The 22,328-nt window shown below is 41.3% G+C and carries 15 protein-coding genes; 11 read left to right on the forward strand and 4 right to left on the reverse strand.

Going from position 1 to position 22,328, the window contains the following annotated elements; translation table 11 throughout:
• Positions 1-139: 139 nt before the first annotated feature.
• Both MHN81_RS05475 and MHN81_RS05480 read right to left on the reverse strand, forming a co-directional pair.
• A complete protein-coding gene (locus MHN81_RS05475) occupies positions 140-1,159 on the reverse strand; it encodes a hypothetical protein (RefSeq protein WP_239425210.1) in 1,020 nt (339 codons plus the stop codon).
• 265 nt (positions 1,160-1,424) lie between these two features.
• Positions 1,425-1,784: a DUF805 domain-containing protein gene (locus MHN81_RS05480; RefSeq protein ID WP_239425211.1), complete on the reverse strand. Its 360-nt coding sequence runs from the start codon at positions 1,782-1,784 to the stop codon at positions 1,425-1,427.
• Between the two features lie 397 nt (positions 1,785-2,181).
• Between MHN81_RS05480 and MHN81_RS05485 the strand changes: the two genes are divergently transcribed.
• Positions 2,182-2,832, forward strand: coding sequence for an ABC transporter ATP-binding protein (locus MHN81_RS05485; protein ID WP_023398173.1), 651 nt, complete (start codon positions 2,182-2,184; stop codon positions 2,830-2,832).
• The gene (locus MHN81_RS05490) at positions 2,829-5,363 is read left to right on the forward strand and encodes an FtsX-like permease family protein (RefSeq protein ID WP_239425212.1); all 2,535 of its coding nucleotides are present in this window, start codon (positions 2,829-2,831) and stop codon (positions 5,361-5,363) included. Before MHN81_RS05485 ends, MHN81_RS05490 begins: the two co-directional genes overlap by 4 nt.
• On the opposite strand, the gene MHN81_RS28050 is transcribed toward MHN81_RS05490, so the two are convergent.
• Positions 5,360-5,491, reverse strand: coding sequence for a hypothetical protein (locus MHN81_RS28050; RefSeq protein WP_269201318.1), 132 nt, complete (start codon positions 5,489-5,491; stop codon positions 5,360-5,362). The two genes, MHN81_RS05490 and MHN81_RS28050, sit on opposite strands and share 4 nt — an antisense overlap.
• Positions 5,492-5,661: 170 nt before the next feature.
• Between MHN81_RS28050 and MHN81_RS05495 the strand changes: the two genes are divergently transcribed.
• Entirely contained in the window at positions 5,662-12,459 is a 6,798-nt protein-coding gene (locus MHN81_RS05495) for a non-ribosomal peptide synthetase (RefSeq protein WP_239425213.1), read from the forward strand.
• A gap of 42 nt (positions 12,460-12,501) precedes the next feature.
• Here the strand turns inward: MHN81_RS05495 and MHN81_RS05500 are convergent, their stop codons facing one another.
• Positions 12,502-14,193 carry a serine hydrolase domain-containing protein gene (locus MHN81_RS05500; RefSeq protein ID WP_239425214.1) on the reverse strand — a complete coding sequence of 564 codons (1,692 nt, stop codon included), beginning with the start codon at positions 14,191-14,193 and terminating at the stop codon, positions 12,502-12,504.
• Between the two features lie 532 nt (positions 14,194-14,725).
• Here MHN81_RS05500 and MHN81_RS05505 point away from each other — a divergent pair.
• The 8 genes from MHN81_RS05505 to MHN81_RS05540 all read left to right on the forward strand — a co-directional run bounded on the left by MHN81_RS05505 (position 14,726) and on the right by MHN81_RS05540 (position 22,297).
• Positions 14,726-15,934, forward strand: a complete 1,209-nt coding sequence (locus tag MHN81_RS05505; protein WP_239425215.1) for a lactonase family protein — start codon at positions 14,726-14,728, stop codon at positions 15,932-15,934.
• 168 nt (positions 15,935-16,102) lie between these two features.
• Entirely contained in the window at positions 16,103-16,450 is a 348-nt protein-coding gene (locus tag MHN81_RS05510; RefSeq protein WP_023398167.1) for a DUF5329 domain-containing protein, read from the forward strand.
• A gap of 530 nt (positions 16,451-16,980) precedes the next feature.
• Positions 16,981-18,609, forward strand: a complete 1,629-nt coding sequence (locus MHN81_RS05515) for a methyl-accepting chemotaxis protein (protein ID WP_239425216.1) — start codon at positions 16,981-16,983, stop codon at positions 18,607-18,609.
• 312 nt (positions 18,610-18,921) lie between these two features.
• Positions 18,922-19,584: a C39 family peptidase gene (locus tag MHN81_RS05520; protein WP_023398165.1), complete on the forward strand. Its 663-nt coding sequence runs from the start codon at positions 18,922-18,924 to the stop codon at positions 19,582-19,584.
• A gap of 63 nt (positions 19,585-19,647) precedes the next feature.
• Positions 19,648-20,097, forward strand: coding sequence for an N-acetyltransferase (locus tag MHN81_RS05525; protein ID WP_023398164.1), 450 nt, complete (start codon positions 19,648-19,650; stop codon positions 20,095-20,097).
• 100 nt (positions 20,098-20,197) lie between these two features.
• Positions 20,198-20,425, forward strand: a complete 228-nt coding sequence (locus MHN81_RS05530; RefSeq protein WP_239425217.1) for a hypothetical protein — start codon at positions 20,198-20,200, stop codon at positions 20,423-20,425.
• Positions 20,426-20,734: 309 nt separating this feature from the next.
• Positions 20,735-20,944 (forward strand): cold-shock protein, encoded by a 210-nt coding sequence (locus MHN81_RS05535; protein WP_023398163.1) that lies wholly within the window; start codon positions 20,735-20,737, stop codon positions 20,942-20,944.
• A gap of 552 nt (positions 20,945-21,496) precedes the next feature.
• The gene (locus MHN81_RS05540; RefSeq protein WP_023398162.1) at positions 21,497-22,297 is read left to right on the forward strand and encodes a PhzF family phenazine biosynthesis protein; all 801 of its coding nucleotides are present in this window, start codon (positions 21,497-21,499) and stop codon (positions 22,295-22,297) included.
• Positions 22,298-22,328 lie beyond the last annotated feature (31 nt).

Here is a 22,328-nt window from a genome sequence, read left to right on the forward strand (position 1 = left end):
ACTATGTGCCGATAGAATCTTTACATGGTGGCGTTTGTTTTTCAGTCAAGGTGAAACAATGGGGTTTGCGATAAGAGAAACCCCACTTGCCTTAGCCTGTTTGTGTTTAGTAAAAAATTTCCAGTTGTATGAGTGATGTTTACCCAATAACTTTTTTGAACTTCAATAGCCAAACGCCAAACAATATCTCAAAAATGACCGCAAAAGTGATGCCTGTGCCAGCGAAGATATATTTTTCTTTGAATGGCAACACTTGGTTGGTGATTAAATAGTCTCCGCTGACAAAAGTGATGGCTGCGAAAGCAATAAGTAGACAAATGAGAATAGGGTAATCAATATACGGATTGATATTGAATTTTGCATAACTTCCACATTTACCACATGTAATCATTGTGGGTAAACCAGCCTTAAATACATCGATGAAACCAATGGCACTGCCACATTTTTTGCAACTGTTCGTGGAATGCTCATCTGAGCGAGTTGTTCTGGGCACTGCTGGCGAATCTATATTCTTTAAAAAATGTGCTCTCAAATTACCATAGTTTGATTGACACTCTCCAGATATTGGAACAACTATTTCTGTTGCCTCAATAAGATATAAACCGTTGTCGATACAATAATTCAGTGCTCTCAACAATGAGTCTAAACCGTCTTCATCGATAAGCTCCGCAATATTGTTTTGATTTTCCAGAACCCATCCTTTAAAAGTACCGACATTTTGTAATACTCCACTTGCACTGTAATTACCGGACATTAGTATGGATGTATCGGTATCAAACTTAGCGAGCGGAGAGTTTTCAAGAGCAGAAAAGCTTTGGAAAAGCGTGTGTATAGAAGGAATTTTTTCGGCCAAGAAGCAGATAGCTGAATTTCGAGCATACCAATATGGATGCAGAAAACCTGCGACACTGGCAATAGCAAATGAGAAATAAGCCGCAAAATTTTCGGCCGTTATCGGGTCACCGGACGGGGTCGATTCATTCATATACCAAGGAATAATAAACTCATTAAATAATTCAAGAAACTGCTCTTGAACTTCGCTATCTGAACTCACTTCTGCTGCTCTAGATTGCAACATTCCCGGGTGTTCTAAAATATCAAAAACATATCTCTGAATTTCTTTTTTTGAAATACAATGAAAAGTTACATCATAGGACACAAGTATTACTCCAAACCTCAGGTGACACTCTTTACGCAGCGGTACTGCGCAAGTTTTTATGAGCAACATAATAACAAGAAAGCACTGAAAATCCTTGTTTTTACAATATTTTATTTTTTATGAGGGCAAAAAAAGATTATATGGAGTTTAATGCAATTTTAATGGCAGGAGTTGGGAAACGCTGCTTTATAATGGGTTAAAATTATTTACGGTGCGATTTTGGCTGCGCCAATTGCATATTAATAGCAAACGGCGCGGCATAACTTTAGGCTAAGGCTTGGTCAACACCTTTTGGGTTGGGGCCGTAATCGTTGCTATCTTGATCGCCTTCTTGTACTGCAAAAATAAGTAACACAATTGCACCTATCAGTGGCAATAGGCTTATTAGAACCCACCAGCCCGAGCGACCAGTGTCATGTAATCTGCGGATGGAGACTGCTACGCTAGGAATAAGTACTGCTAAAGCATAAATAAGACTTAGAAATGATGTGCCAAGCACGCCATCTAAAACGGCGATTACAACAGAAAAAATTAAATTGAATAAAACAAACATCCAATACTCTTTTCTTCTCGCTCTTCCATTAAATACCACGTAACTCTTTAAGACGGATATGTACCATTCCATTTTTGGTTCCTTAATTTTATTTTAATTGTGTTTAAGAGAGTTAAATGTGGTATGTCCATTCACATTTAATTTATTGCAGCTATTTTTTTATGAGCTTACAACTCAATATCTTGACTCTCCAAGTAGAGAAAATAAATCAAATAATGATTTGTAACAAGAGGTAACGATAAATAATTATTACTATATGAAATTATTTATTTGTATTTGGTTTTTATAGAAGCTTTTTGTTAGGTAATTTTATTTTTCGTATGTCAGTTCAATGTCTTGACAGTTAATTGCTAAGTTGTGGAATTGATCCTTTTTGCAAAAAAAGCCGCGGTTATTTCACAGCCATTTCACATGTCTTTACGCAAACTCCACTTATCAAAATCAAAACGAATGTATTTAAGGAGTGGACATGGGTGTTAAGTTAGACGTACGTCAATTAGATCACACCATTAAGTTGGTAAATGGTGAGCCATTACACTTGCTAAAAGCGGTTTCAATGTCTGTAGAGGCGGGAGAGCAGATTGCTATCGTTGGGGCATCAGGCTCAGGGAAGTCAACATTGCTCTCCTTACTGGCAGGACTTGAGACGCTGCAAACTGGGGAGATCAGCTATCAAGAAAGGAATGAAGATGTTGCTGAAATTAACAGTGTTTCGGGCTTTGTGTTTCAGCACTTTCACTTACTGCCAGAGCTAAATGCGCTGCAAAACGTAGCGTTGCCTTTATTATTACGAGGTGAGAAAAGTGCGCAGCAACAGGCTCTTGAGAAACTAAAACTCGTGCAAATGGAAGCACAAGCGCATCAGCCGGTTACCAAGCTTAGTGGCGGAGAGCAGCAGCGCGTAGCGATAGCACGAGCACTTTGCAGCGAGCCTCAAATCATTTTTGCGGATGAGCCTACTGGCAACTTAGATAAAAATACTGCTGAGCAGGTTTTTTCACATATGCAAAATGGGGCAAGGTCGACAGGCACCACCATGGTCGTGGTTACTCATGATCTGAATTTGGCAGCAAAGTTAGACAAAATCTACCATCTAGAAAGTGGAGAGTTAAAGTTATGATTGACGCGCAAACCATAGATGCCGAGCGCGAGTCCAAACTTAGCTTGAGCCGCGCTAGTATAATGCTTATCAAAATATTTCTTTTGCAAGTTCGCCAAGGCAAGCACCTTGTTACTTTATTCAGCTTGGCTTTACTCTTTTTGTATCTCAGTCTGACAAGTTTGCTTGGACAAGGTGTAGATAAATATCTTAATCACAATTTGCAAACTATGTTGGGGGCAGATACTCAGCTTTCAGTCACTCGAGATTGGCACGATTCTGAAACGCAATGGGTGACAACTCATGCTAGCTCAAAGACATTTATACAAAGTTACCAAGTGACCTTAAGCCAAGGCAGTGCTTATAGCCATGCGAAATTAAAAGCGGTTGATAACGCTTATCCATTGACTGGACAGGTGACTATCTCAACCAATGAACAACTAACTACATCGCAGGTTTCTAAAGGGCCTAAAGTCGGAGAGATCTGGTTAGAGCCGCACCTAGCACGAGCCCTTGATGTTCGCATTGGTGATGAGATCCGTTTGGGAAGTGAAACCTTGGTTGTGAGCGCGCTTTTACTAAATGAACCAGACAGGATCATTCAAGGATATAGTAGCGATAGGCGCGCATTGGTGTCCCAGCTGAGCTTGGTCGCACTTAACATGCAGCCAGAAGATCGTCAGATCTTAGTCAATCACCATGGTGATTTTAAATTAAGTCATCTCAAGCAACTGCAAACCGCTAGCGCAGACTTAAAGGTTACCAGCAAACTGCTAAACAACTATCCAATGGCACATGCATGGCAGAGGGTACAAAACTTCATGGGTCTGATCAGCTTTATTATTGTGTTGTTGACTTGTTTGTGTCTGTGGTTGAGCCAAAGAAGTCATATAGAGCCAGTACAAGGGGTGTTGGCGGTCATGTTGGCCAATGGCGTGAAACGCCAGCAAGTACCTCTGCTAGTGGTGGTATTAATGGTCAGCATTTTGTTGCTAAGTTTTATACCAGCCCTGTTAATCGCAATGGTTGGTGCGACTTTCATTGAGCAGTTAATCCAGCAAAATGTATTCGAGACTTTTGAGCTAATGTGGGGAGTGACTGGAATAGGTCATGCATTGCTAATGAGTGTATTACTCTACTGTCTTCTGACAATTCCTAACTGGATTAAATTACTTAAAAGCACTGTGCGAGACCTATTGGAAAAACGAGAAGATGGCGCTGTTACATTTATTGTTAGCGGCTTGTGTCCTTTACTGTCACTGTTGGCTGTAGTCTTGCTTAATACTGACAATTGGGTTTTGACTGGGCTGTTATTGTCAGGGCTTGGAGTCTGTCTAGTTTTATTACTTGCATTAACTTGGGGAATATTGAGCCTTGCGAATCGCAGCTTGGTTGATCGAGGTGGCGTGTTTGCATTTGTATTGCTTTTAATGAAGCAGCGGATGAGTGTGAAAATTATCCAAATTTTGGCTCTGGGGCTCAGCGCAACGCTTTTATTATTGTGTCTGAGAGTTGGTCAAGATGTAAATCGAGTGCTAGATCGTGCCCTGTTTGAAGATCAAGGTAATGTCTTTGTCACGCAAGCTACTTCCACTCAAAAACAAGCAATTTCTCAATTTGCCAAACAACATGGCGGTGAAGTTAAGCAATTTAAAGCATTTCAAAGTGCGAGAGTCACCCATGTGAATGATGTATTGCTGGCACAAATCGACGCGCCATCCAGTGACTCCAAAACGCGTCTTGAACGGGATATCAATTTACATTGGCAAATAAGTCAGCCTGACAATATCAGCGTTGTCAGTGGGCAGTGGCAGCCATTGGGTGAACAAGGCTTACCTTCAATTTCAATGGAGCAGGAGGTATTCGACGAGTTGAGCCTTGCACTAGGAGATGTGCTGACCTTGCAGGTAGGCTCACAAAGTCAACAGTTTAATATTGCTTCAGTACATCACTATTGCTCTGGCTCGGACATGATCACGTTTTGGTTTGTGGTTCATCAGGATAGTGTGCCCGTAGCGAGTGAGCCAACTTTATATATGGGCAGCGTTGATTTACCCCAATCTGGGTTGGACAACTTAGGAGAGATCTGGCAAGCGCACCCTAGTATTCGTATGTTACGGGTCGAAGAATTGATCTCAAGAGTACGCAATACCGTGCAGACATTTATGTACTTAACGTTAGCCTATGGGGTATTCATTGCAATAATGAGCAATTTGCTTGTGGTGGCTTCTATACAAACACACTTGCAGCGAGACAAACTGAAAAACGGCTTGCTGTTAAGTTTTGGCCTAACAGAAAAGCAAGGGCGAAATATGCTGATCACAGAGTGGGCAATATTAACTGTGATACCTGTGGCATGTGCATTGGCTTCAGTTTATCTGTTCATTGGTCAAATTTATCAGCAGGGGTTTGGCCTTGCATATCGACCTAACGACTTGATGTTATTCCTCGAAGCAGTTGCGATTGTGATGACAATTGCTCTAGGCGGAATATGCCTTAGTCGAAAACAACTCAAGCAAAGTGTTGTTACTTTGTTAGAGCAGCGCGGTTAAATACACAGTTGGCAATGTAGCAAATATGCGACATTGCCAAATTTTTTCCCTTCAAGCTTTTTCTCTCCCCAAATAAGCCAACTTCTCGCCAATCTAGCTTGTTCTGATAAACCTGTTTGTTTACTCATCAAGCATTCATCAGGAAACCACCTCGTGATCCGCTCAATTGAATTGAAATCTTACAGTTATTATTTTGTTGCAAAAATTTTATCATTTTAATGTGTTGGCATATTGAGGTGTTCATTCCTTAATCGGCAATGGACAGAAATTAACAAGGAAAATAACGTAGTGGTTAATTATGAAAGCTAAAAATGTGTTAAAGCAACTCTATGCATCAGGCATTGAATTGATTCTTGAAAACGAGCGACTTGTCACTAAGTCAAACACTCCTCTCACCGACAAACAATCGACACTGATAAATCAATATGAACAGCGGCTAATTGATTACATTAAGTTGCAAGATACTCATTGGCGAGCGCGATTGTGTGGGTATGAGCCTATGGTTCTACATAGCATGTGTTTACCGGATGAGCAGCGAGGAATGTTTACTCAATACTGGCAATTTAGTGATTTAAAACAGCCAGAAGCCAGCACAACACAAGCACAGAGTCAGTTACAAAGCCGGGTTATTTATGCGTTGAATCAGGCACTTTCAACTTATTCTGGTCAAGCTGATGGCCTAATAAAAGTGTCTTTACCCGAGGACTCAGCCCTTGGTTTTCAAGTATATCCTGTCCGAAGTACCGCACAGGGAAAGTCATTAACGCTTGAGCAATTTACCGAATTATATCGTCAAGACATTGAGCTGGGATACTTAGATACAGTCGCACTGAACACCCACAATCTAGACTCAGAATGTGAAGTAGTGTGGTTGGGTTTACAGGATATGGAACATTACTCACCGAGCCTCAATGAAAAACAAAAGATAGGTATTGATGTTCGGCTTTTAGATCAAAAAATCGTTTTCACATGGCGTTGGAATAGCCAGCTTATAAGTGAACGGTCCGTTAAAGTTATCTCAGAAATCTTTGCGTCTTATCTTATGGGAGAGCCTACCTGTATCCCGGAATTTTCAGCAATAAAAAACGGCTATCAAGATGGCAAAAGTGCTTTGGAGCTGTTTACTCAGGTTGCCTCGCTTTATTCTGATAAAATAGCAGTGCGCTGCCAAGAGCAGCAGCTTACATACCGAGAGTTAAAGCAGCAGGCAGAAAACATTGCAGCTTCATTGCAATCAGCTGGTGTGCAAGCAGGGGACCGTATTGTGGTGATCCTTCCTCGTAATTTAGAGCTTTTGCTGGCAATAACGGGGGTATTGTTTACCGGGGCTGTGTATATCCCTATCTCTGCGAAGGAGTCCAAAGAAAGAGTAAACGCTGTTGTTGAACAAAGTAGCGCTAAGGCGGTGATCTGTCCTGATGTCAAAACCACATTGGCTTGTAGGCAGTTTAGCTTAGAGCAATTGCGCTGTCGTCCAGATAAAGCCTATCGAGGGGTAGAATTAGCGGCTGATAGCCCTTTTTACATCAACTTTTCTTCGGGGTCGACCGGAGAGCCAAAAGGGATCGTGTGTTCACATCAAGGGATCACGAGGTTAGTCATTAATCCCAACTTTACAGTGCTTGATGACAACACCCACATGTTGTGTATTGCCAATCAGAGTTTTGATGCTTTTGCGTTTGAAATTTGGGGGGCGCTGCTAAACGGTGGCTGTCTTTATATGCTTGAAGAAGCATATGTAACACCAGAAAATCTAGGCGCATTGTTTAGCACGCAGGTTAATACCTGTTTTTTAACAGCTGCATTATTTCACACTTTAGTAGATATTGATCCTTGTCTGTTTTCTGGTTTGGATCAGTTACTGGTAGGGGGGGACGTAGTATTACCTTCAAAGGTAAAGCTGGTGTATCAAAACAATTCAGATATACAAATTGTAAATGCCTACGGACCGACAGAAAATACCGTATTCACGAGCACCTTTTTGATTCCAAAAACTTGGCCGAGTGACCAGTCGTTGCCCATTGGTCTGCCGATTAATGGTACTGCCGTAGCCATTGTGTCTGACAAAGGGGCGCGCTTACCACATGGTTGTGCGGGTGAGATTATTACTGCGGGCGCAGGACTGGCATTAGGCTATTTGAACAAAGCACAAGAGCAGGGACGGTTTGTCTCGATGGACAGTGAAGGTAAACCTCTGCGGGTGTATAAAACTGGCGATTTGGGCTTTATTGATAGCCAAGGGTATATACGGTTTATTGGTCGAGGAGATGCGCAAGTGAAAATCAACGGGTATCGAGTAGAGCTACAGGCAATAGACCAAACGCTTGTGACATTGCCACAAATAAAGCAAGCACATACATTTGCCATCAAGGCTACAAATGGACACAAGCTGGTAAGTTTTATTCAGCTTGATGAGTCACATAATAAAAACGATGCAAACTGTGAGCGTGCGTTGCTGCATTTCCTTAGCACAGAGCTCCCTGCGCATATGATACCGAGCAACCTTTGCTTTATAACTCAAATACCACTGACCCTAAATGGTAAAGTGGATAAGCAGTCTCTCATCGAGTTGTTTATCCAGCAAAGCCAAGCACAATACGTGGCACCAATCACGCCTTTGCAAAGTGAGCTATGTAAGTTATTTGCGCAAGTATTACATGTCGAACGCCTCGGTATCGCGGACGATCTGATTCAATTGGGAGGAAACTCGTTGATGTTTCTTCGTATTTTGGCAATTTGCAGAGAAACGTTGCAACTGGAGATCTCCCTCAATGAGTTATTACTCAATCCAAATATTGCTGCGATTTCTCGTTTGGCGCGGCCTAAAAATGCGCTCACTATTACAAAAGCAAGTGAGCAACAACTGTCATATGCCGAGGAGCGCCTACTTTTTATTCAAGGAATAAAGGAAGCCGAATGTGCTTACAACGCACCTTTTTTGTTTGAGCTAAGCCCCGAATTTGATTGCGATAAATTCTTGTCTGCGTTTGAGCAAGTCGCTGCGCGACATACTATCTTAAAAACCCAATATCGCTGGAAGGATGGGCGGCAAGTATACCCTCAAATATCTAAATCTAAGTATACGTTGCACCATGAAAAAGTAGATTCAGAACAAGCGTTACAAATGCGACTCAAGTATTTCGCCAATGAAGTGTTTGACTTGAGTGAGGGGCTACCTGTTAAGTTCGTGCTATTGGAAAAAACGCACAGCCGACAATTACTGCTCAATATTCACCATGTTGTGATTGACGGCTGGTCGTTGAACATTCTATTCAATGAGCTGACATATTTTTATGAGGGTAAAGGAGAGATATTACCACTTAAGATCAGCTATAGAGATTATGCCAGTTGGCAACGTGAAGAGCTTAAAGGAGCGACAAAAGCGGATTTAACCGCTTTTTGGCAAAGGTATTTGGCTGGAAATGATGCCTTGTTATTGCCCTATGATGCGCCGAGGGAGACAAGCTTTGATTACAAAGGTAAGAGTCAGTACATCAAATTAGACAAGTCACTTTCGCAAGCCCTTAGGCAAAGTGCGAAAGCCCATAGCACAACACTATATCATGTGATGTTAAGCACCTTTTTTGCTCTGAGCCATAAACTTTCTCAGCAACATGATTTGATCATTGGTACGCCATTTGAAAATAGATATGTATCTGAAACACAGTCTTTAATCGGTTTTTTTGTTAACTCCTTACCGATCCGAGTTGTGTTGCAAAATGACGATGTCTCACTGCAAGAGTTGCTTCAACTGACAATTAACAGTGTCTCTGAAGTGCGTGAGCATCAGGCGTTGCCACTCAATGATATTGTACAGGCGACGGACACTGAGTTTGATGCATCTCGCGCTCCTCTGTTTCAAGTGTTGTTTAGCGTACAAGCGTTTTTAGCTCAAAAAGATCTGCCCTCTGGAATGACGTTTGAACATCTGCGTGCTTATACGGCAGCGAAGTACGACATGACCATACTTATCGATGACAGTAAAGAAGAGATCGAAATAGATTGGAACTATGCAGCGTCTTTGTTTAAGTGTGAGTCGGTGACGCGTTTTGCACAAATGTATAAGCGCGTTTTGACGCAGTTTACAAAACAGCCAAGTACAAGGCTCAGTACGGTCAATGTCGTAGATGAAAAAGAACACAGGTTGCTCTTAGATGTATGGAGTAGGCCAGAGCACTCAACGCCGCTGCGCCATTTAACGCTGCCTGCTTTGTTTGAAGAGCAAGCCAATATTCGTCCAGAGAAAACTGCACTTAGGTTTAAAGGTGAATCACTGAGCTATCATCAATTGAATAGCCAGGCAAACCAGCTAGCTCACGAATTATTGGCTTGTTTTGAGCGCGGCCATTGGCCGCAGCAGGCACATATTGCGGTATTAAAAACTCGCGGTATCGACATGGTTGTCAGTGCACTGGCAGTCCTGAAATTAGGTGCAGCGGTGGTTATGGTGTCTCCGGACTATCCACAACACAGAATTGACACTATGTTGCAGGACTGTCAGCCTCTTTGTGTGATCACCTGCGATGAACATGTAGATAAGATCCGCGGTTTGGATTGCGATTTCGTTATTTACCAGCAAGTAATGAGTAAGCACAGCTTAACCCATAATCTAGCGCCAGTTACAAACCTTGATGCATTGGCTTATGTGATTTACACGTCTGGCACAACGGGGACTCCAAAAGGGGTGAAAACATCTCATCGTGGTGTGGTGTCTCTGATCCAAAATAACGGATATGTTGAATTCTCCACCCAAGATCGGCTGGTCCAGCTGGCCAATCCTAATTTTGATATGGCTTTGTTTGAAACTTGGGGCGCGCTATGTCATGGCGCAACCTTGGTTATTCCCGAGCAACAGCAACCCAGTTTCGAGGATATTCGCGCATTGTTGCGGCGTGAATCAATAACGATATTGTGGCTAACTACGTCGTTATTTGATGGGCTACATAGTTTTGACCCCAGTTGTTTTGCGAACCTAAAGTACCTTATTTTTGGTGGGGAAGCTGCCAATAGTGATACTGTTGCTAAACTGCAGGCATCTGAGTGTTGCCCTGAATACTTAATAAATGGATATGGTCCATCTGAAAGTACCATAGTGACGACGCACTCTTGTCATGGGTTTACGGGTACGAATGTACCTATTGGTAAACCTGCTAATTCGCGCAAAGTCTATGTGCTGGATAACAATAAAAAGCCAGTGCCAATAGGGGTGGTCGGAGAGCTCTATGTAGCTGGAGAGGGGCTTTCGGACGGGTATTTAAATCGCCTAGAACTCACAAATGAACGCTTTTTACCTGATCCGTATAGTGACAGTAAAGATGGCAAAATGTATAAAACGGGGGATTTGGTACGCTGGCGATATGATGGAAATCTTGAATACTTTGGGCGCAATGACAATCAAGTTAAAATCAACGGATATAGAATAGAACTTGGTGAAATAGAAAACGTTTTATTGCAAAACGCAGACATTAAAAGTGTTGCGGTTGTTGATGTTGAGCACCACGGTCACACACATTTGGTTGCTTATATCTGTAGCACTAATACACAGCTCTCACTCACTGGTGTTCGCAGCAATACAGAGCAGCAGCTTCCTAGATTTATGCACCCCAGTGAATACATTCAAATTGATAACCTTCCATATACATTAAATGGAAAGTTGGACAAAAGTCGCTTGCCCAAAGTACATTTTGAGTCGCAGCACAGTTACGTTGCACCAAGAGATCAATTTGAATTACGGCTTTGCGCTTTATTTAGGGAACTATTGGGAGCGCCTAAAGTAGGTATAGATGATGACTTTTTTGAACTGGGTGGACACTCTATGTTGGCGATGCAATTGGCACACAAGATTGAACACTTAACCGGGCAAGCCTTTTCATTACGGTCATTATATAGCCACAGAACCGTGCGGCAGTTGTCAGAGTTCAAACCCAAAACGAAGCGCTTTGTTGAGCCTTCGCAATTTACATTGCCTGTACATTTATCTCCGCTCAAGTCTGATGTAGAGCGAGCGCAAACGATATTCTTAACGGGTGCCACTGGATTTGTTGGACGCTATTTATTGGCACAGTTACTCACTGCTCCCGATGCAATAATTTATTGTCTAGTTAGAGCATCAGATGGCATACATGGCAAAGCGAGAATAGAGCAGAGCTTAAAGCAGGCTCATTTGTGGCGTGACGAATTTAGAAGCCGGATCAATGTTGTTGTGGGTGATTTATCACAAGAAAAGTTGGGTATGAGTGAGCCAAGCTATACTCGTGTTGCCGAGCAGGTTGATTTAATTATCCATGCGGCGACGTACATGGATCACCTAGCACAATTTGAGCAAATGAAACCTGCCAACGTTGATAGTACGATAGAACTGATCACCTTACAGCAGCACCTAAAGGCTAAGCGCTTACTGCACATTTCAACGACCGCGGTACTTAAACAGCGAGAAATTGCAGATGAACTAGCATCTTTGGAGCTACAAAATCACACCGCGTGTGAGGGATATGTATCCACCAAATGGGCTTCGGAGTTGCTTATTAAGCAAGCACAACAACGTGGTTTTGACATCAGTGTGATTCGATTGGGGTTAATATCTGGATGTGTAAATACGGGCTTAAGCGACCACGAACAGTGGCTAACCATGCTGATGAAACTGACCTCACACCTTGGGTTGTGTTTTGATGATAAGCGTTTTCAAACGAGTATTATACCTGTGAACTATGTTGCACAAGCCATTGGCACCTTGGTATACCAATCAAAGCTATTACCGGTCTATCACCTATCAAACTCTCGAGAGCTCTATTTTGTTGATTTGGTACGCGCGCGCAACAAAGTACTTGAAGCACCTATATCATTGACCAGTTACGAGGACTTTATCGCGGCATTGGTTGCACTCAAAGAAACAGGAAAAGCAATCACAGGAGAGTATTTGTTTACTGATGATATGCGGCAAGTATCAGCTGAGCGTCATAGAGACGAGTCGAGTGTTTTCGCGCCAATTGATGCTAGTAAAACTTGGCAGTCGTTGGAAAAGCTCAATTTGCCAATGCCTGCGCTGACAGACGTGATGATAGCGCAATATTTCGATGCCATTGAAAACATAGAGTAAAAAAAGGACCTTCGGGTCCTTTTTTATAGAGGGTGGCTTTGTTTATTTAGCATTAATTGGTGCTGGTACTTTTTTAAACTGATAGCCAAGTCCGTTTAACTTTCCTGGTTGGCTAAAGTCAAACACTGTACCGATGCCTCTTCCATACCCTTGTACTTGAAGTAAGTTGTCGCCCACTACCTTTACTGTTCGAGTAAAGCCATACTTAACCGAGACAAGCACCAAGGCTTGCAACTCTGGCGCGTACTCTAAGATAAGATCGCCGAGTATCGGGTTGTCGGATTGGATTTGATAATACCCAAGTAACTGCTCAAGCTCCGGGGTTAACTGCGTAGTAACTAGCTTGCTAAATACGTGCGCGTAATCCTTTCCGTCATAAAGAAAGCGGACTCCCTCTATGGCCTCGGTCGGTTTTATTTTTATATCGTAGTCTATTCCCTGAACTTGATATGTTTGCGCTGCTACTTTTTTGAGCGGCTTATAGCCGAACCCTTCAGAGAAAACACTAAACTCGCCACTTGGATTTTGCTCTATAAATACACTGCTTGTGCCCACATAAGCACCCGCTTCCAGCGTTTTACTGGACTCATCTAATTGGGGAGTTGATGTTTGCTCGAACGGTCCTGGTGACTGTTGAGCCACCATGCTCGTCACTGCTTTGGCGATGTCTTCAACCGCGCTTGCACCTACTCTGTTATTAGTTGTGACAAACACGCCAAAGTTTAATTCAGGTACTATGTACATTGAACTTTCATAGCCCTGATAACTACCATCGTGTTTGATAGCGATATGGCCGTTATATGATTCAATGAAGAAGCCCAGTCCCATTTGGTGGTCGCCATCAAGTTTCACATGATCATTTTGGACATTGCGAACTGTCTTAATCAAAGATGCGGGCAAAATTGCATGGCTATTATAATTCCAGCTATCCAATATTGCCTGCATATAGCGCGCCATATCATTACCAGTAGAGATCATGCCACCAGCTGGGGTGGTTAGTGCTGCATATTTTGGCTCAATTTGTGTGCCGCTGTAACTTTCAGCCATCTTTGTTGGTAACGGCCCGTTTGGCAGATGGCTCAAAGTAGAGTCCATGCCGAGAGGATCAAAAAACTCTGATTGTAAGTATGCTTGCCAACTTTGCCCGCTAACTCTTGAGACTAACAAACCTGCGAGGGCAAACGCATTATTGTTGTACGCTGAGATTGTGCCGCGATCCCAAACCAAGTATTCATCGCTTAGCAACTCAGCCAGTGAATTTAGATCTTGATCTGGCGTGGTCGTTGGCTCATCACCTCGATACCATCCTGAAGGGATCCCACTTTGATGGGTAAGCAAGTCACGTACAGTTATTTTATCACTGTTGTTTGGCAATACTTTGGGTCTAAAATCCGATAGGTGTTTGTACACACTGTCATCAAGAGATAATTTGCCTTCATCAACGAGCTTTAAAACCGCAAGGGTAACAAAGGTTTTTGTGATTGAAGCGATCCTAAATTGGGTATCTGACGTAACGGGCTGTTGTGTTTGGATGTTGGCAAAGCCAAACCCGTCCAACATTAATGGCGTATTGTCTTTGACTACAGCAATTGAAATTCCAGTGATTTTTTCTTCTGATAGTCTGTTTTCAATTTGCTGAGTGATCTGGTTCAATTCTGGCTGAGTCAGCGCTAGAGCAGTGTGACTGACCGTAAAACCTGCGAGAAAGGTCGAGAGCAATGCTATTTTTTTCATGGTTGTCCTTAATTAATATTGGGTTGAGTTAGGTAGCTTAGATTGAGTAGCTAAGCAACTCTGTTTGTAGACGATATAGGGACAATTAAAATTAACTCAGGGGGCCAATTAAAGTCAGCGCAATTGGGCAAGCTAATTTGTTTTGAGATTAAAGGTTGGCGCATTTTGCATTTTGAGAAAAATTTCTATTTTGCGAATCGCAAATTGCAAAACAGAAAATTGCTTACTGAATTTTCGCATTTTAGAAATACTGACTTCATTGTTCCAATATTACGGTCAACTATTTATTGGAACTTTTCTATTCAACCAATTCAACAACTTAAAATTAAAAAGTCACCATATATCGAATTCACGAACTAAGGACGTGAAATTGACACATAAATGCTTGTTGTGGCTAATTCATGACTAGATGGCAACGAATACAAAGAAAAAAATTTAACATTAATAACTTCAGTGGTTTGTGGAATCAAATATTTTAACGGTTCGATTTTTGCTTAATACTAAGGTAGTAGAAATGTTTGATGGTGTGTTTATGAAAAAAACAGACAAATATTTTAGTAAGTTTGGGGTAGCGCTTCTATCTCTGGCGACAAGCTTTTCTGTGTTTGCGAATGAAAACACCTGTTTAGACGGACTTTTTGCGATTGACAGGTTTTCGGGTGATGGTCACAGTGCAATATATCACATAGATACTGATGCTCAGGTTAGTAGAGAAGTGCCAGGTGCTACATTTGCATCGAGCAATATTGCTGGACTAGGTGAGAAGTTATATACCATGCAGCGGATCGATAGCGACACAAACGCGTCTAAGTTGTATGAGTTTGATATGCAATCAATGCAGCAACGTGAAATTGCTGATACAACCAGTTTTCCGATCAAACGTTCGGCGGTTTCTCCATCGGGAGACTATTTATTAGCGACCAGCCAGACTTACATGTACCAATTTGACTTAACAACTGGAGAAAAAACAGTTTTGGGAAAAATGAAGTCTGACAGCGCAACGTATGACGATTTTGCTCATGGTGATATAGCGTATTCAGCGGATGGTAACTTCGTATATGTACTAAATGCAAAGGCACTATACGTTCTTGATGAAGCAACTATGACATTAAATGAAATTGGTGAGCACAACCTACACTGGGCGTCAGGCTTAGCGGTTGACGAAAATGGCACTATCTATGTTTCTGCTAGAAATAGTGGTGAAAACGCAAAAATATATACTCTGGACGGACAAACTGCCCAAGCAACCTACGTCATGGACGGTCCAGCGCACATTGCCGATTTAACCTATGTCCAAGGCTGTGGTGATACTTTACCTGTGATAGCAAACGCGCTCCAAAAAGAGATCGACAAGGCCAATTTATTCTGGCTAGCTAACGGAAACAGCAACAAGGTGGCGAATTTAGCGGGCTTTAAAGACGGTACTTTTAACTTTAATGATCAAGGGTTTCCTGTTGAGTCGAAAGACAAGTTAAACAAACACAATCGTTTTACTAAAAACCCCAATGCCAACCGCTGCGCGCGGATGTGGAACAACTTTTTAGAGCATCAATACACACTTAATCGCAATGGCAAAGGCAGAAAAAAAGCAGATGGCAGTACCAAGTGGTACTTTTCTACCGAGGCTGGTGAATATAAGGTGATAAAAGCAAGCAAAGGTAGCTGCCACTATGGTTATGCTTCTGGGGCACCGGGTAAAATCATTTACAATTCAAAAACAGGCATTGTGTCTGTTCAGTAACACACTCTTTGAAGCTTCATCAGGGTAACGCAGCGCTTTCGCTGCGTTACTTCTTTGGATTGGATGTTTGAGCAAAAAAATTACAACCTCAAATGCAACCTTTTCCCTCTGTGGCACGTCTTAATTTTAATCTGGGAAGTACCTATCTTTACTATTTTGAGGATTAAAATGCAGCTAATTTTATCAGCTATTTTTATTATTTTTACATTTGGCTCACTGAAAGCGTTTGGCGCGATGAGTACTGAAATACAGCATTTACTCGCATTTATTGAAGCTGCTAATTGTCAGTATGAGCGCAATGGCACAATACATAGTGCTCAAGATGCAAAAGCTCATATATACAAAAAATATAATTATTATCAAGATGATATCAACTCAGCGGAAGACTTTATACGGTTGGCAGCAACAAAAAGTAGTCTCTCTGGCAAGCACTACCAAATACACTGTCAAAATAAACCCATAATAAAAAGCAGTGAATGGTTGTTAGCGGAGCTTGCGAGGTATAGAGAGGAGTAGACAATTAAAAGAAAACGTTCTTTGTTCAGAAGTCTTATGCTTTACTCGCGATATCCGAAAGTTGAATATGCAAATTTAAAGTAATATTTATTAGGTTGTGCTATTCATTTAATTTTTAAATGTGACAAAAGAGATTTTAGGGAATAGAAAATTCTTTATTTAAATTTAATGTTTTTGACCTTTTTATGATCAGATAACTGTCATATATAATAATTTAATAACATAAAAAACCAATTGTTAATGATTAAATTATTCCAAGGGTTTGTTGTTTCCATTATAATACGCCTTCAATTTAGAGCTTTGTATTTTAGGGGCTTTTAAATATATAAGGCACTTTCAAGCAGCTAGCGACGTGACACGTGGCCTATCAAAGTTGCAAGCCTTACCAAACGCAGTTACCACTAGTCTTTGTGACTAAAAAACACATTTAATCGAATTAAATAGAACCGGTTCAAGGATCACGAGCGTGATCTTTTACTGGTTTTAGCATATTTCAGTCATTGTTAACTTAGGGATGTAATAAACACAATATGGCATTAAAAGACTTGTCAATTTCTAAACAGATCGGCTTAAGCTTTACGTCGGTATTTTTGGTCTTCTTGGGTGTAAGCCTTGTGACTTACAACGGACTAAAGGGGATCAGCGAAGACCTTGGATTCATAGTACAAACGAGTATACCGTCAGTTGAAATCGTTAAAGATCTGCAAATTGAATTGACCACCATTAGAAAAGATGAATTTGGTGTTGCCACAAACCCAAACCATCCAGAACTGGATGAATGGTTAGTCACTTTAGATAAGTTAAAGTCAGGTATTAATAGTAAAATATCGGCTTACAGTAAATTGAACGTCTCGGATCAAGAGCGTTTTCAGTTTGATGCGTTTGAGCGCGCGTGGCGAAAGTATGCGTCAGCGACGGCGAGTTTTAATCGATTAGTGCGCAGTGGAAATGTTGCTAAGGCAAACGACATTGTGCTCAATAGCTATACTTTTTTTTCAGATGCTATGGAAGAGCTCACTAAACTTGGCAAAATAAACAGCGACAATGTTGGTCAAGCAGAAACATCAGCGGTCCGTGCTGTTGGAACCGTGATCACTGTGATTGTTATTTGTGCTTTGATATCAGCGGTGATGATCGCTTTGATTTGTTTTGTGCTCAGTGGTGCAATCAGAAAGCCATTGGAAAAGGCGAAGAATTTGGCTGGTAATATCGCCAATGGTGATTTGAGTTCAAGAATTGATACACACGATTTAAGTGAAAACGAGCTAGGGTCATTGCTTCTTTCTTTAGAGAGAATGCGCGAGCAGCTCAATAGTCTTGTGGTTAAGATTAATGACAGCGCTATCCAGTTAACGACGGCAGTGGAAGAGGTCAATATGATCTCTGCGCAAAATGCCACAGGTATGCAAAATCAACAAAATGAGTTGCAATCGGTCGCGTCTGCTATGACTGAAATGCAAGCAGCAGTATCTGAAGTTGCTAAAAGCACGGAAATGGGGGCCGAGTCGGCCAATCAAGCCAACATGAAATCACGTGAAGGGAGCGCTGCGCTTAAAAGTAATATTGTACAGATCTCGAGTGTCGCAGACACCGTAACCCGAGCGGGTGACCTCGCAGAAAACCTCGAGAAAAACTCGCAAAATATCAATGTCGTCGTTGACGTTATCAGAGAAATTGCTGAACAGACGAATTTACTGGCATTAAATGCAGCAATTGAAGCAGCACGCGCTGGTACACAGGGACGAGGTTTTGCAGTTGTTGCTGATGAAGTACGTTCATTAGCGCAAAGAACGCAAGATTCAACAACTCAGATTGTCGAAATTGTGAGCGATTTGCAATTGAAATCAAAAGAGACAGGTGAAGCTACCAGAACGTGCCAAAAGGGCATCGATGTGTGTGTTCAGCAGACTGAGACTGTTAGCAACACAATCACCAAAATAGAGCAAGAAATTGACAGCATTGCGGCGATGAGCACACAAATCGCTGCGGCCTGCAATGAACAGTCAGTGGTTTCCGAAGAACTTAATCGCAATATCGAAAACATTAATGTAGCAGCTGTTGAAATGACTGAAGGTGCAAATCAAACGTCACAAGCTTGTCATGAAATCAGTGAGCTTGCACATGGCCTAAAATCAAGTGTCGAGCAGTTTAAGTTGTAAATGATGGGCTTTATTCAAAAGCAGTATCGTAAAAGTCACACCTTGGTTGAAAAAACTAAATGTTGTATATTAAAATTGTCTCGGTAGACTAATATTTATAAAGCGAACCTATATGGTTCGCTTTTTTATTATGTCTAAGAACTCTTTAAGTTGAAAAATATTAAAGTTTTTTGGGAAGGTTTTTAGCTGTCATATTTGTGCGCTCTGTATTTGTATTTATTATTCTGTACAATTTGTAAATTATAATTATTTTATAACTGATATTATTTAGTTTTTTTAATTAGTGGTGTTGATTAAAATCAAGGAAAGACAGTGGTTAAGTGGGTCATATTTTTAATTTTTGTATCCTATTCTTTCGTTAATGAAGCAAAAAACTCGCAAAAAATTGTGCTGAATGTCCCCATCGTCGAGCAAGGTAAGAAGCTGTGTGGTCCTGCGACCATAGAAATGATTTTTAAGTATTGGGGCATTAAACACTATACTCAATATGATATAGCAGAGTCTATTTTACATCATTATGAAGATGCGCCGGTATTTGTTCGCTCAGGTATTTTGAACAACTACCCAAGAGATTGGGCCGACTATCCAGGCACCAAAGTGACTTATTTACAGGGGTTTTTAGAGCAATATGGCAAGACGCGTAGCATTAAGTTAGGCAAAAAAATGGATGGGGCTGAGAGCGTCGATGAAAAACGCGCTCAGTTGTTTAATCACGTTAAGACATACATTGCCAGTGGGATCCCGGTAATTGTATTTCAATATTGGGAGTTACCTAAATCGCAAAGCCATTATCGTGTGGTGGTTGGGTACGATGAGGCTAAGCGTTTGGTGTACTTAAATGATGCAAAACGGGCGCGGCGTGTTGTACAAACTTATGAAGAGTTTTTAAACTTATGGAATGTGGAGCATCCAAGATTGCGTTATTACGCCGTTGCTTTTAATACTGAGCGTAAAAAAATTCAAATTCAGCTATAAATATAGCTGGGCGGTTTCTTAGGGGGCTGGCGATTAAATTTGAATGGGTTAGTGAGGAATATCATGATCAGAAAAGGTCGTTCATCAGATATTGAGTCAGTCTTGCTGGTGTGGCTTGCAGCTTCCCAGCAAGCCCATCACTTTGTACCAGAAAGTTTTTGGCGTGACCATCAAGATACCATGAGACATGTCTATTTACCCAGTTCAGATAATTATGTGTATTTGGATAACCATGAAATTATCGGTTTTTATGCATTGGTTGAAAATACCTTAGCTGCGATTTTTGTATTGCCTGAAAAGCAGGGGCGAGGTGTGGGTAAGCGGCTGATCGCAGATGCAAAATCACGTTGTAATAATTTGGAACTGTCAGTTTATAAACGCAACATTGCCAGCGTGGCGTTTTATCAACGACAAGGTTTTGAAATTATCGGTGAACAGGAAGACGCGATGACGGGTCAAAATCAATATATTATGTGTTGGCAGTGTGAGCAGTGCATTGACGCGGAGCAATAGCTTTGTGGACAAAAAGATTTTAACTAAAAGAAGCCAAAGGGCTTGGTGTCTCAGAGCCACTTGGTTGTTGCACTGTTCAGTTTTATTGGTAGTAGTGTGTATGACAGGTTTGATGACTATTATGTTTGACTTTCCGTTTGACTTGATAGTGCCATTGAGTTTGCTTTTTATTCCTGTGCTGCCAAACCTCAGCGAAATGATAACTCGCAGCGCTGAGCTTCGAGCTTGTCAGCCGAATGGCTTCTTTAGTCTATGTTCGAAAAAGGAACGAGATAAATATGGGCCTTTTCGAGCAAAGCGACGTCGGCAACAACATACACGTATGTAAAACTTGATGTTGAGTTCTAGTATTCTGATATACAAAAAGAATTACTGTTACATCGAATCGCAGGCGCTTTGCGGCCTAAAAATAGCGATAGTCTAAACTACAACAAAAATTCTGAATAAAAATTGAACTATTTTGGTAAAAATGCTCGACAAAAAAGATTTTCAGTGTATTATACGCCGCGTATGAAGATATTTGATTTATTTGTTGTTTGCGTTAGTTTCTGTTTTTGTCATAAAACCTAATTTTAGCCACTCATTTACTTCCGATACTGTACACATTTTTTTTAATTTTAATATAAATAGGTAATTTATGTCTCAAGTAACAGGCACTGTAAAATGGTTTAACGAGTCAAAAGGTTTTGGCTTCATCGCACAAGAAAATGGTAACGACGACGTTTTTGTTCACTTCAGAGCGATCCAGTCTGAAGGTTTCCGTACTTTGACTGAAGGTCAAAAAGTTAGCTTTACAGTAACTCAGGGCGCTAAAGGTCCTCAGGCTGAAAACGTAACTGTACTTTAATCAGTTATGTCGAGGTGCGGCGAACCGCTGCACCTTGTTGTTTATTCGACGAACTTTTCCTGCCCCGCAAATCCAGAACGTTTGCAAATCTCCCTGCAATTACAAAATCGCTTTAGATACTCCTGAAAATATAGTTTTTGAAACTGTCTCGTAAAACTTTGCTACGAATTTTCGATATGTCTGCTTATTACTCTATTGTACTTATTTCTTAAGTAACAACAGATCAAAGCTGCGACTCAAAAAGTAGCTCCTTGTTTTATAAGCAGAAATTTACCATGTTGCTCAGCCAATACTTATTGCAAGACGCTTGTGATTAAATTCGCTTTAAACTCAATCAAACAAACAATTTTAGTTGAAATGTGCGACCTATGGCTTTGCTGCTATTTCGCATCTTGTTGCAATTGATTGTACCGCTGTGGATTGATCATGTGCAGCTGTGAGATGCGTTGTTCTTCTCTTTTGTAACGACTTATTTCTTATCTCGATTTATGTATTTTTGCTTAGTGTAATCGGGTACAGTGATAGCCTGTTAAACACAAAGGAATCAAGAAAGTGGCTAAGCTACCAATTTATGTGGTTGATGCATTTACCAGTACTCAATTCAAAGGCAATTCGGCTGCGGTTGTGCCTTTAGATGCTTGGATAAGCGAAGAGTTAATGCAAAATATTGCAGCTGAAAACAACCTATCTGAAACCGCATTTATCGTGCGCGGTAGTTCAAACAGTTATCAGATCCGATGGTTTTCACCGTTAACCGAAATTGCCTTTTGCGGCCATGCAACACTCGCCACAGCGTTTGTATTATTTAATCATTTAGGCTTGAACAGTTCTGTCGAGTTTACAACACAAACAGTTGGCAGCTTAACAGTAACACAGCTCAGTAATGGGAAGTTGGAAATGAACTTTCCGATGCAAATGCCAGAACCGCTATCTGATGTGCCAAGCGCATTAATAAAAGGCTTATCGGTCGAGCCTAAAGAAATACTGAAAAATCGCCAAGCGTATTTTGCAATTTACGATACGGATACGGATGTAAAACAAGTTAAATATGATGCCGAGCTACTTAAGCAGTTGGCCCCATTGGATGTGGTGGTGAGTGCACCAGGAGTTAATGATGATTTTGTGTCACGCTATTTTTGGCCAGCCAATGGCGGAGAGGAAGACCCTGTAACTGGATCAATTCATACCGGCCTTGCGCCTTTTTGGGCAAAGAAGCTCGACAAGCATGTATTACATGCCTTTCAAGCTTCAGCGCGAGGGGGACACCTTGTGTGTGAAGTCGACTTTTCAGCCCAGCGCGTCACAGTGATCGGTGAAGCTGTGCTTTATCTGCAAGGTCATATAACGGTATAAAACGGCTGTTGATGAGGTCATCTAATGAGGA

Origin of the sequence: Pseudoalteromonas sp. Of7M-16 (assembly GCF_022347805.1) — a bacterium.
GTDB classification, from domain to species: Bacteria; Pseudomonadota; Gammaproteobacteria; order Enterobacterales; family Alteromonadaceae; genus Pseudoalteromonas; species Pseudoalteromonas luteoviolacea_F.